Here is an 11,629-nt window from a genome sequence, read left to right as displayed (position 1 = left end):
CACCAAGATCCACGCAGCAGTCGACGGTCAGGGGCGTCCGCTCGCGGTGGTCGTCACCGGCGGACAGCGCAACGACGGCGCCATGCTCACCGAGGTCCTCGCCGATATTCGGGTACCGAGATGCGGGGCTGGGCGTCCCCGCACTCGCCCGGACGCGGTCGTCGCCGACCGGGCCTACACCAGTGGCGTGAACCGGCGGATGCTCGCCGGCCGGGGTATCAAGGCAGTCATTCCGCAGAAGGTCACCGAGATCGACGCCCGCCGCCGCAAGGGCGCCGCGGGTGGTCGGCCACCGACATTCGACACCGATACCTACAAGGGCCGCAACGTAGTTGAGAGATCATTCAACGACACCAAGCAATGGCGCGGACTGGCCACCCGCTACGACAAACTCGCCATCACCTACCGGGCCGGGGTCGTGCTCCAAGCATGCTTGCGATGGTCACGACTATTGGGAGACACGCCCTAGTAACAATCGCTGCCCTGACGACGCTTGGGGACGCGGAACGCCAGCTGAAGTTCCATACTCGAGCGGCCCTCACCGCTGGTGCATCGCCCCAGGACATCGTGGACGCCGTGATCCACCTCCTCGCCTTCGCCGGGAACCCACGAGTGTTCAACGCGATGCTGGCTATCCGCCAGGTCTTTGCGGAGAGAGAACTCCTGCCCCTGCAACAGCAGTAACGCGGATTTCGACCCAGTGCACGCCTCGCACGGTCGTGTCCCCGGGGACGGTACGGCGCAATGCCCGGAGCACATCGGTTCGGGCGAACAAAACGTGCGGTCGACGTTGTCACCCAGCGACAACCCGCCGCGAGCGGACTACTGCCCGGTGAAGACGGGCGGGCGCTTCTGGAACCGCGCGACCCGCGCCTCGATCGCGTCCTGACTCGACCGCGCCCGCTCGAACATCTCGCGGTGGATCGGCAGCTCGTCGTCGTCGGCACCCTCATCGGGGCCGCCGATGCGGTTGGCCGTGCCGCGCGCGAGAGCATCTGTCGCGGACAGTTTTTCGGCCGTGTGGAAACCCTTTCGTGTGGGTCAGACGGGGACCGAGATCTCCGGGAGGGGCAGCGCGACGATGCGGTCGGCGTCGTCCTTCTCGATCCCCAGCATGAGCAGCACGTGCCGGGCGTAGTCGTCGGAGGCGCGGGCATCGTCGAGATCCGGGTGGGCGTCGAGCAGCTGGACGAGCCCGAGCAGCGCGCCGCCGGACATCATCAGCGCCATCTCGGCATCGGGCACGGTGAACCGGCCCGCCTCGATCCCGCGCCGGAGGTCGGCGAGCGCCCGGGGCCGCAGGCCGCGGTCGGTGAGCAGCACGGACATGCCCTGGTGCAGCATCACGCGCACGAGTTCGGGCAGGTGGCGCTGCATCCGGCCGAGCATGCGGAAGCTCACGGCGAACACCTCGGCCGGGTCCTCGATGCCGTCGACCACCGCGTCGCGGAGCTCGCCCCATTCGTCGAGGACGCTGGCCACGGCCTCGGTGAACAGCTCCTCCTTGGTCTCGAAATGGTTGTAGAAGCTGCCGAAGCCCACGCCGGCCTCGTCGGTGATCTCCTGCACGCTCACCGCAGCCCGCCCGTCGGCGAGCAGGCGGCGGGCGGCGCCGATCAGGGCGTTACGGGTGCGGGCCCGACGGGGATCGGGGCGCCGTGCGGGCGCGTCGGCCGTCTCGGTGGTCATCCGCGGTCTCCCTTCGGTGGGTTTCTTGGATAAATCTATCAGAAACCTCTTGGCATCGCGGATCACGTTTCTGATGATGTAGTCAGAAACGTACCGACCGAGAGGGCCACCGATGACCGCCACCACCCCCACCCGTACCGAACGCACCGTCGAGGTCGGGCGTCGTCGGATCTTCATCACCGAGGCCGGCGAGGGCGCCCCCGTGGTCCTGCTCCACGGTGGCGGCGCCGGGGCGACGGGCGCGTCGAACTACTCGCGCAACATCGACGTCCTCGCGCAGAAGTTCCGCGTGATCGTGCCGGACATGCCGGGGTACGGGCAGTCCAGCAAGGACATCGACCAGAGCGACCCGTTCGGCGACCTCGCCATGGTCCTGCGCGGCCTGCTCGACGAGCTCGGCATCGACAGGGCGCACCTCGTCGGCAACTCCTACGGCGGCGCCGCGGCCCTCCGGCTCGCGATGGACCGGCCCGACAAGGTCGACAAGCTGATCCTCATGGGCCCCGGCGGCATCGGGACCACGCGTGCGCTCCCGACCAAGGGCCTCAACTCACTGCTCGGCTACTACGGCGGCGACGGGCCGAGCAAGGAGAAGCTCAGCGAGTTCATCCGCGAGTACCTCGTCTACGACGCCTCGGCCGTGCCGGAGGAACTCATCGAGCTGCGGTATCGGGCCAGCATCCAGCCCGATGTCGTCGCGAACCCGCCGCTGCGCCGCCCGTCCGGCCCCACCGCGCTGCGCACGCTCCTGCGCATGGACTTCACCCGCGACCGCCGCCTCGCGGACGTCCAGGCACCGACCCTGGTGATCTGGGGCGCCGACGACAAGGTCAACCGCCCGGCCGGCGGGCCGATGCTCGCCAAGACCATGCCGAACTGCGACCTCTACGTCGCGGCGCGCACCGGTCACTGGGTGCAGTGGGAGCGCGCCGACCTGTTCAACGACCTCGCCGCCACCTTCCTCGGCGGCACCGAATGACCGCCGCTGCAACAGAGGTCGCGAAGCAGGGATCCGTCTTCGGCGCCGTCCACCTCGGCTACCTCGCCGTCGAGTCCCGGAAGATGCAGCAGTGGCACCGCTTCGGCGCCGACGCGATCGGCCTGCACGTCGACGAGCTCGACGCCGACACCCTCCGATTCCGGCTCGACGAGAACGAGTGCCGCTTCCTCATCCGCCGCGGCCCCGCCGAGGACCTCATGGCGATCGGCTGGCAGGTCGACGATCACGAGACCTTCGACCGGGTCATCAAGCGAGTCAGTGATCGCGGCGTTCCGATCGTCGAGGGCTCCCCCGAGGACGCCGCGCTGCGCGGCGTGGAACGATTGTGGCGCTTCCCGGGACCGAAAGGCATTGTCCAGGAGGTCTTCACGACCGGCCGGACTACCACCCAGCCGCTGCGCATGCTCACCTCCGGCTACGTGACCGGTGACTCCGGCATGGGGCACGTCGCCATCACCTCGCGGAACCCGGCGAGCATCCACCGCTACTACGGCACCGTCTTCGACTCGCGACTCTCGGACTACATCGACGAGAACGTCAACGGTCTCACGCTCAAGATCCGCTTCCTGCGGGTCAACGAGCGGCACCATTCGATCGCCGTCGCCGGCCTGCATCACCTGCCCGTCGACCCCATCCGCACCCGGGCGCAGCACGTCAACATCCAGGTCGCCGACCTCGACGACATGCTCGCCGCCTACCAGCGGGTCCGCGACCTCGGTTTCCGCATCGCGTGGACGGTGGGCCAGCACACCAACGACCGTGAGCTGTCCTTCTACTGCGTCACGCCCTCGGGGTTCGAACTCGAGGTCGGCTGGAATCCCATCGTCGTCACTCCCGAGCTCGAAGCCGCCTGGCAGCCGACGACCTACCAGGGCATCAGCATCTGGGGCCACGACACCGTCCATATGACCGACAACCTCGCCCAGGTCCGCGAAGCCCTCCGCAACCTCCGCCGCCCGGAGCGGACCGTTCCCGCCCTCAGCACACCGATCGGAATGAAGAAGTGAACGACTACGACGTCGCCGTCGTGGGCCTCGGGCCCACCGGCCTCACCCTCGCCCACCTCCTCGGCCGACGGGGCCTGTCCGTCCTCGTCCTCGAGCGCGAACCGCACTTCTACGGGAACGCTCGCGCCGTCTACACCGACGACGAGGCCCTGCGCGTCTTCCAGACCGCCGGCGTCGCCGACGAGATCCACGAGGACATGAACGTCGATTCGGCGGTCCAGTGGGTCACCTCCGACGGCGAGGTGCTCGTCCAGTTCCGCCAGCCGCAGCGCCCGCTGTGGTGGCCCGTGACGAACTTCTTCTACCAGCCCTACCTGGAGACGAAGCTGGGGGACACCCTCATCCGCTACCCGAACGTCGAGGTCCGACGGGGCCGCGAGGTGGTCGAGTTCGAGCAGGACGCCGACGGCGTGATCGTCGTTCACGCGGCCTCCACCGGCAGCGGGTACGGCAAGCAGGACAACGTGATCGACGATGCCACCCGCGAGGCGGTGCGCGCGTCGTACCTCGTCGGCGCCGACGGTGGCCGCAGCGTCATCCGCACCGGCCTCGGTATCGACATGAGCGGCAAGAGCTTCCCCGAGCGGTGGCTCGTCGTCGACCTGGCCGCCAAGGAGGGCGCGGACCCGTTCCGCCACCTCCCGTACTTCGACTTCGTCTGCGATCCGGATATGCCGACGGTGAGCTGTCCTCAGCCCGGCGGGCATCACCGGTTCGAGTTCAACCTCGCCGACGACGACCAGAAGGACGAGTTCGAGTCCGACGCGACGGTGCAGCGACTCATCGGGCAGTACGTCGACGTCGACGAGGTGACCGTGGAGCGGCGCCTCGTCTACACCTTCAACGCCGTGATCGCCGACCGCTGGCGCGAGGGCCGCATCCTGCTCGCGGGCGACGCCGCGCACATGACCCCGCAGTTCATCGGCCAGGGCATGAACGCCGGCGTTCGCGATGCGGACAACCTGTCCTGGAAGCTCCAGGCCGTCCTGCAGCACGGGGCCGATCCCGCGATCCTCGACACCTACGAGTCCGAGCGCCGGCATCACGCGAAGGCGATGATCGAGCTGTCCGTGTTCAACAAGTCGCTCGTCTCCGTCCAGAGCAGGGCCCTCGCGCGGTCGCGGGACATCGCGCTGCGCTCGGCGCTCCGCGTGCCCGCACTCGGCGCCTGGGTGCGGCGGGCCGGCATGAAGCCCAAGCCGCGGTTCCGTCGCGGCGAGTACCTCGGCCTCGACCGCAAGCCGGTCCGCGGTATCGAGGGCACCCTGCCGCCGCAGCCCGTGGTACGGCGCTACGACGGCCACCGGGTCCGGCTCGACGACGCCCTCGGCATCGGTTGGGCCGTCATCGGATTCGAGACCGACCCGCGCGAGGCGCTCGGCGCGGAGGCGCTCGTGTGGGAGCGTCTCGGCGCGAACTTCGCGACGATCTACCGCTCGGGCGCGCGGCCGCAGGGGCGGATCGGCGACGGCCGCCGCAAGGCCGGTCTCCTCGACCTCGAGGACACCGACGACCTCCTGACCTCGTGGCTGCGGCGCGCCGGGCACCGGCCCGGCACCGTCGTGGTCCTGCGACCTGACAAGTACGTCTTCGGCGCGAGCCGGGACGCCGCGGACCTGACCCGCGCACTGGTCCGGCAGGTCGCACCGTCCGGTACCGACAGCCGCACCACGACCCGCATCGACGCCACCCCCACCCAGACCGGAAGGCCCGCATGAGCGCCGACACCATCACCACCGCCGCGCGCCGACTGTTGACCGCGACGGACCTGCGCAGCCCGTGCCTGCCGATCCGCGACCTCATCGGGCCCACCGATGTCACGGCGGCGTACGCCGTGCAGCAGTTGCTCACCCAGGACCGCGTCGATCGCGGCGCCGTCGTCGTCGGCCGCAAGATCGGGCTGACCAACCCGGTCGTGCAGGCGCAGCTCGGCGTCGACCGCCCCGACTTCGGGGTGCTGTTCGACGACATGGACGTGACCGGGACGCCGATCCCGGGCTCGATGCTCCTGCAGCCCAAGGTCGAGGCGGAGATCGCCTTCGTCCTGGGCGAGGACCTCGACGGTGACCTCACGCTCGAGTCCGTCCGCCGGGCCGTCGCCCGGAGCCACGCCGCCATCGAGGTGGTCGACAGCCGAGTCGCCCAGTGGGACATCAGCTACGCCGACACCGTGGCCGACAACGCGAGCGCCGGCCTGTACGTGATCGGCGACAGGCTCCCCGACGCGATCACCCCGTCGGCGGTGACGATGACGATGACGGTCAACGGCACGATCGCCTCCACCGGATACGGCACGGACTGCCTCGGCGATCCGCTCAACGCGTTGCTGTGGCTCGCCGAGACGGCCCGCGACCTGGGCGATCCATTGCGCGCCGGGCACGTCGTTCTCTCCGGAGCCCTGGGCCCCATGGTTCCGGTCCGCCCCGGTGATCACGTCGAGGCGCGCATCGGCCTGGGCGACGAGACCCTCGCGACGGCCGTGGCCGAGTTCGCGCTCGAGCCCTGACAACCGATACACCCCCAGTGAAGACAACCCTGCCGCAGACCGGAGCCCCCCTCGATGATCAACCGCCGCAACTTCTTCGCCGGCGCCGCGACGACCGTCGGCGCGGTCGCCCTCGGCGCTGCAGCCGCAGCACCCGCCGCTGCCAAGCCGGAGCCGGGCTTCGCAGCTCCCACGGGCCAGTACCGCGTGGACCTGCACGCCCACTTCTTGCCGCCGGAGTACCGGGCGGCGCTGCTCTCGCACGGGCACTTCACAATCGGCGGCTACCCGACGCCCACGTGGTCGCCCGAGGCGGACCTCGCCTTCCAGGACTACTACGGCATCTCCGCTCGCGTCCTCGCCGTATCGGACCCCGGCGTCTCCTTCCTCGCCGGTAAGGAGGCGATCGACCTCGCGCGGTACTGCAACACGTACGCGGCGGACCTGATCAAGAAGCACCCCAAGCGCTTCGGCAGTTTCGCGGTCCTGCCCCTGCCCAACCTCATCGCGTCCATCGCCGAGCTCGCGTACGCGCTCGACGTGCTCCACCTCGACGGCGTGACGCTGCTCAGTGCCTACGACGGCGTGTACCTGGGCGATCCGCGGTACGAGCCCCTGATGATGGAGCTCAACCGGCGCTCCGCGTATGTCTTCGTGCACCCGGCGGCGATCCCCGACAACGCGAAGCCGCACCTGCCGCTGCCGGACTTCCTCGCGGAGTTCACCTTCGACACCACGCGCGCGGCGACCATGATGATGATGACCGGCGTGATGGAGCGGTATCCGAACATCCGGTTCCAGCTCGCGCACGCCGGCGGCACCCTGCCCTTCCTCACGCATCGCATCGGCGTCGCCTCGCAGACGGTGCTCGGCCGCCTCGGGCTGCCGAAGATCTCGCTGCTCGACGTCAAGGCGCAGGTGGCGGGCATGTACTACGACACCGCGCTCAGTGCGGCGCCCACCGCGATGAACAGCGTGCTGGCCGCCACCAGCCGCGACCACATCGTGTTCGGCAGCGACTGGCCCTTCTCCGGCCTGGTGCTCGACCAGCACGGCGACCGCGACCCCGCTCCCGGCCTCAGCGAGACCTTCACCACCGAGCAGCGTCTCGAGATCGAGCGGCACAACCCGCTCAAGCAACTGCCGCGACTGAAGGCGGCGATCGGGAGATGACGGACTGGAGCGACCGCGTCGCGCGGGCCTTGGAGACCTTCGTCGGCGCGTACAACCGGCACGAGACCACCATCGCGGCACCGATTCCCGACGAACCCGTGCTCTTCGTCGCCAACCACGGCTTCGGCGGCGTCTTCGACCTCAACGTGGTCGCCTTCGGGATCGGGCACCGCGAGAGCGGCGATGAGCGCCCGGTGATCGTGCTGACCCATCAGGTGGCGTGGCAGCTCGGAGTCGGACGGTTCCTGGAGCCCTTCGGCTCCCGGCTCGCCGGCCGCGAGACCGCCAAGGAGTCCCTCGCCGAGGGCAATCACGTCCTCGTCTTCCCCGGCGGCGATGTCGACGCCTTCAAGACCTGGAAGGACCGCAACACGGTCCTCTTCGACGGTCGCACCGGCTTCGCCCGGCTCGCCGTGGAAGCCGGCGCCCCGATCGTGCCCGTCGTCACGAGCGGTGCGGGGGAATCGGTCGTCGTCCTCGACGACGGTGCCTGGCTCGCGAAGGCGACCGGCGTGCGGGAACGGTTCCGCCTCAACCGCTTGCCGACCACCGTGTCCATCCAGTGGGGCGTCAACATCGGCGCGGTGGGACTGCTGCCCTACATCCCGTTGCCCACCAAGCTCCGCACCACCTTCCTGCCCGCCATGCGCCCCGAGCCCGACGAGGCCGCGGAGGACTACGCCGACCGCGTCCGGGCCGCCATGCAGACCGAACTAGACCGCCAGACCCGGTACCGTCGCCCGATCATCGGGTGAGATGAGGAGAAACAGATGCGACGCATCGACAGCGACGATCGCCTGACTCGGGCCGCCCGCGCTCTCATCGCCGTCGCGGCGGCCGCCGCTCTGGCAGCCACCGCCGGCTGCGGGGCGGATGCGACGGACAGCCCCGCCGCCTCGTCCGCTGCGACGGGGACGTCCGGGGCGGCGACGTCCACGGGCGCGGCGACCTCCGCGGGGGCGGCGCACACCGTCGCCGCCGCAGAGGCGGGGGTGTCCTGGGCCCCCGCCGCGCAGGCGACGCTGCACCCGGGTGTGCAGGCCTACACGGGCGACAGCCAGTGCACGACCAACTTCGTCTTCACCGACGCCAAGGGCGAGGTGTACCTGGGCCAGGCCGCGCACTGCGGCTACACGGGCACGGACAAGCTGCCGAACGGCTGCACCGCGCAGACCGTGCCCCTGGGCACCGCCGTCGACCTGCGCACCGGTGGGTCGGTGCGGGCCGAGGGCACGACGAAGGCCACGGGCTCCCTCGCCTTCTCCAGCTGGAGGACGATGCAGGAGGCGGGGGAGAAGGGCGCGGACCTGTGCGCCGACAACGATTTCGCGCTGATCCGGCTGCCGAAGAGCGCCGTCGGATCCGTCAATCCCTCGATCCCCACCTGGGGCGGCCCGGTGGGCCTCGGGGTCGATCGGGTGCACGCGGGGGAGCGGGTCTTCGGCTACGGCGATTCGTCGCTGCGCGGCGGCGTGAACGCGCTGTCGCCGCATCGCGGAACCCTGCAGTCCCCGGAGCCCGACGCCGGCGGCTGGGCGCACACGGTCACCGCCGCGCGGCCCGGGGTGCCGGGCGACAGCGGCGCCGCGTACGTGGACTCGGAGGGCTACGCGCTGGGCACGCTGTCCACCCTCAGCCTGGGGGTGCCGCCGCGCAACAGCCTCAGCGACCTCAGCCGGGAGCTGCGCTACGCGCAGGAGCACTCCGGTATCGCCGGGCTCCGGCTCGTCCTCGGCACCGAGCCCTTCCACGCCGGAGGGTAGGCGGCACCGTCGGCGATCCGGACCCGAGCCGGATCGCCGAGCCCGCCGCCATCCGATCCACTGCCCGTCGAACCACGGAGATTCCATGCAGCGCATCGACGTCCACCACCACATGATCCCGACTGCGTACCGTGAACGGCTCGCCGCCGAGGGCATCGCCGCGGCCGGCGGGCGGGACCTGCCCGCGTGGTCCGCCGAGGAGTCCCTCGGGGTGATGGACCGCGCGGGGATCGCCACCGCGATCCTGTCCGTGTCGACGCCGGGCACGGGCTTCCTGACCGACTCCGCCGAGGCGGCGGGCCTGGCGCGCTCGCTCAACGACGAGGCGTCGGCGGTGGTCGCGGCGCATCCGGGCCGGTTCGGCTTCTTCGCAACGGTGCCGATGCCCGACGTGGCTGCCTCCGCGGCCGATGCCCGGCGCGCCCTGGACGACCTGCACGCCGACGGCGTGGTCCTGCTCGCCAATGCCCGCGGCACGTACCTCGGTGAGCGGGGGCAGGATCAGCTCCTCAGCCTTCTCGACGAGCGGGCCGCGACGGTGTTCATCCATCCGGCGGATCTCCCGGCACCGGCCGTCGACGGGATTCCGCCCTTCGCGGCCGACTTCCTGCTCGACACCACCCGGGCCGCGTACCTGCTCGTACGCAACGGGATCCGGCGACGGTACCCCCGCATCCGGTTCATCCTCAGCCACGCAGGCGGATTCGTGCCCTACTCGTCGCACCGGACGGCCCTGACCATCGCGGGCGAGACAGGTCGGAGCCCACTGGACGTGCTCGACGACTTCTCGGGCTTCTACTTCGACACTGCGCTCTCCGCCAGCGCGGCGGCGTTGCCGAGCCTGCTCGCCTTCGCGGACCCCGGCCACGTCCTGTTCGGCAGCGACTGGCCCTTCGCGCCCGAGGTGGCCGTGCAGTACTTCGCCGCCGGACTCGACACCTACACCGCGGGCGACGCGGAGCTCGCTCGCGGGATCGAGCGCGACAACGCCCTCGCGCTGTTCCCGCGCCTCGGGAAGGGAGCACCGGCCTCGGCACCGCCGCTCCCCGATCGCGTGCGCGGGGCGGTCACACGCTCCGTGCTGCGGGGAATGACCCGCCTGATGGCCGACGCCTGAAACCATTGCCGGGCCACGAATCGGCCGGCTGCGACAACACGATGACTCCCTCGACGACCCCGGAGCTACTGCGGGGGCTGCGGATCGCGATCACGCTACTGCTGGTGCTGATCCTGGTGGCGCTCAGTGCTGCCGGCCTGCTCACGCCGCCGTCGGTGCAGCGTTACCGGCGCACTCTGCGGGGCGTGACCACGACGATGCTCAACGATCTCGACCGAGACCTCGCCGCCTACGACGGGCCGGTCCCCGCCGAGCTCCGGGAGGCGCACCATGCCGCCCACGAGGCGCACCGGGTTGCGGGCCGTCGGGGCACACAGCGGAACGTCGAGCGGGCGCTGACCGCGGCGTTCGCGGCCCGAGACGTCTACGACGACGTGGTGAGCGGGACCGGCGTCGCAGTCAGGACAGGATCTGCGTGATGCCCTCGCGGTAGGTGGTGACCCGGAAATCGGGGAACCGGGCCGTGAACTTCGAGGTGTCGAAGATGTTGTCCTTGCCGTAGCGGGGCATGAGTTCCGAGGCCTCCTTGGCCTTCTCGCTGAACAGGCCGGCCAGCGTGAACACGAACAGCGGGATCGTGCTGAACGGGATCTTCCGGCCGGCGACCTCGGAGGCGATCGCGATCATCTCGCGATAGGTGAGGCGGTTCTGGTCGATCGGCAGGTGCCAGGTCTGACCGTAGGCGTCGGGGGTGTTGCCGATCAGGCCCATCGCTCGGCTGGCATCGGGCGTCCAGATCAGGCTGCGCTTGGTGTCGGCGCTCACGGGGACCAGGGGCCGCTCGCCCTTCGTGATCCGGTCGAAGACGGTGGTGTTGGTCAGGCCCTGGGTCTTGCCCGGGCCGTAGAACTCGGGGGCACGCACGATCACGGCCTCGATGCGACCGGCGCCCATCTCCTCCTGCAGCCGGGTCGCGATCTGCGCGCGCACGGCCGCCTTCCGCCCGCGCGGCTCGAAGGGCGTCCTGCCCTCGACCTGCGGGACCGCCGTCCGCGGGTACATGTAGGTGTTGTCGAAGAAGACCAGCTTCGCGCCGTGCCTGCGGACGGCGGCGATGGTGTTCTCCATCATCGGTGGGAAGCGCTCCTCCCACATCGCCGAGTCCATCGGCAGACCGACCGTGAGGTAGACGATGTCGCTGCCCGCGACGGCGCGGTCGGTGGCCTCGGCGTCCATCAGGTCGGCCTTGACCAGTTCGTCCGTCTCGTTGACCTTCTCGGGATTGCGCCCGACCAGCCGGATGTCCTGGGTGACGTTCTCGTGCAGGTAACGCGCCAGCTCCTCGCCGATCTGCCCGTTCGCGCCCAGAATCGTCTGCATGATGTCCCTCACTCGTCGATGTATGCACTGCTTACACGAACGACTGTAGCCCGGCGTGTAAGCAGTGTCAACATC

Annotated in this window: 13 protein-coding genes; 11 read left to right on the top strand and 2 right to left on the bottom strand. The window is 70.1% G+C overall.

Features of this window, described 5'->3' with window-relative positions:
- The coding region (locus AXK61_RS24370; RefSeq protein ID WP_156485578.1) for an IS5 family transposase at nucleotides 1-469 on the top strand (469 nt) is incomplete at its 5' end.
- A complete protein-coding gene (locus AXK61_RS26050) occupies nucleotides 361-684 on the top strand; it encodes a carboxymuconolactone decarboxylase family protein (RefSeq protein WP_082778116.1) in 324 nt (107 codons plus the stop codon). The genes AXK61_RS24370 and AXK61_RS26050, both read left to right, overlap by 109 nt.
- A gap of 357 nt (nucleotides 685-1,041) precedes the next feature.
- On the opposite strand, the gene AXK61_RS12085 is transcribed toward AXK61_RS26050, so the two are convergent.
- Nucleotides 1,042-1,689, bottom strand: coding sequence for a TetR/AcrR family transcriptional regulator (locus tag AXK61_RS12085; RefSeq protein ID WP_068573463.1), 648 nt, complete (start codon nucleotides 1,687-1,689; stop codon nucleotides 1,042-1,044).
- A gap of 112 nt (nucleotides 1,690-1,801) precedes the next feature.
- Here AXK61_RS12085 and AXK61_RS12080 point away from each other — a divergent pair, with 112 nt between their 5' ends.
- The 9 genes from AXK61_RS12080 (at nucleotide 1,802) to AXK61_RS12040 (ending at nucleotide 10,653) form a co-directional block, all read left to right on the top strand.
- Nucleotides 1,802-2,668, top strand: a complete 867-nt coding sequence (locus tag AXK61_RS12080) for an alpha/beta fold hydrolase (RefSeq protein WP_068573466.1) — start codon at nucleotides 1,802-1,804, stop codon at nucleotides 2,666-2,668.
- On the top strand, nucleotides 2,665-3,696 hold the full coding sequence (locus AXK61_RS12075; protein WP_068573468.1) for a VOC family protein: 1,032 nt from the start codon (nucleotides 2,665-2,667) through the stop codon (nucleotides 3,694-3,696). Before AXK61_RS12080 ends, AXK61_RS12075 begins: the two co-directional genes overlap by 4 nt.
- Entirely contained in the window at nucleotides 3,693-5,414 is a 1,722-nt protein-coding gene (gene mhpA, locus AXK61_RS12070) for a bifunctional 3-(3-hydroxy-phenyl)propionate/3-hydroxycinnamic acid hydroxylase MhpA (RefSeq protein ID WP_068573470.1), read from the top strand. Before AXK61_RS12075 ends, mhpA begins: the two co-directional genes overlap by 4 nt.
- Nucleotides 5,411-6,202, top strand: coding sequence for a 2-keto-4-pentenoate hydratase (locus AXK61_RS12065; protein WP_068573471.1), 792 nt, complete (start codon nucleotides 5,411-5,413; stop codon nucleotides 6,200-6,202). The genes mhpA and AXK61_RS12065 overlap by 4 nt, the downstream gene beginning before the upstream one ends.
- Before the next feature lie 54 nt (nucleotides 6,203-6,256).
- The gene (locus AXK61_RS12060; protein WP_068745494.1) at nucleotides 6,257-7,354 is read left to right on the top strand and encodes an amidohydrolase family protein; all 1,098 of its coding nucleotides are present in this window, start codon (nucleotides 6,257-6,259) and stop codon (nucleotides 7,352-7,354) included.
- Nucleotides 7,351-8,109 (top strand): 1-acyl-sn-glycerol-3-phosphate acyltransferase, encoded by a 759-nt coding sequence (locus AXK61_RS12055; RefSeq protein ID WP_068745492.1) that lies wholly within the window; start codon nucleotides 7,351-7,353, stop codon nucleotides 8,107-8,109. Before AXK61_RS12060 ends, AXK61_RS12055 begins: the two co-directional genes overlap by 4 nt.
- Nucleotides 8,110-8,124: 15 nt before the next feature.
- Nucleotides 8,125-9,117, top strand: coding sequence for a hypothetical protein (locus AXK61_RS12050; RefSeq protein WP_231855521.1), 993 nt, complete (start codon nucleotides 8,125-8,127; stop codon nucleotides 9,115-9,117).
- Between the two features lie 85 nt (nucleotides 9,118-9,202).
- Nucleotides 9,203-10,234, top strand: a complete 1,032-nt coding sequence (locus AXK61_RS12045; RefSeq protein WP_068745489.1) for an amidohydrolase family protein — start codon at nucleotides 9,203-9,205, stop codon at nucleotides 10,232-10,234.
- A 41-nt stretch (nucleotides 10,235-10,275) separates the two neighbouring features.
- The gene (locus AXK61_RS12040; protein ID WP_068745486.1) at nucleotides 10,276-10,653 is read left to right on the top strand and encodes a hypothetical protein; all 378 of its coding nucleotides are present in this window, start codon (nucleotides 10,276-10,278) and stop codon (nucleotides 10,651-10,653) included.
- Here AXK61_RS12040 and AXK61_RS12035 read toward each other — a convergent pair.
- Nucleotides 10,634-11,554, bottom strand: a complete 921-nt coding sequence (locus tag AXK61_RS12035; RefSeq protein ID WP_068573481.1) for an NAD-dependent epimerase/dehydratase family protein — start codon at nucleotides 11,552-11,554, stop codon at nucleotides 10,634-10,636. The genes AXK61_RS12040 and AXK61_RS12035 overlap by 20 nt on opposite strands.
- Nucleotides 11,555-11,629 lie beyond the last annotated feature (75 nt).

It is taken from the genome of Tsukamurella pseudospumae (assembly GCF_001575205.1).
GTDB classification, from domain to species: domain Bacteria; phylum Actinomycetota; class Actinomycetes; order Mycobacteriales; family Mycobacteriaceae; genus Tsukamurella; species Tsukamurella pseudospumae.
Note: the sequence above shows the minus strand (reverse complement) of the source record. Positions and strands in the feature narration are given on the sequence as shown.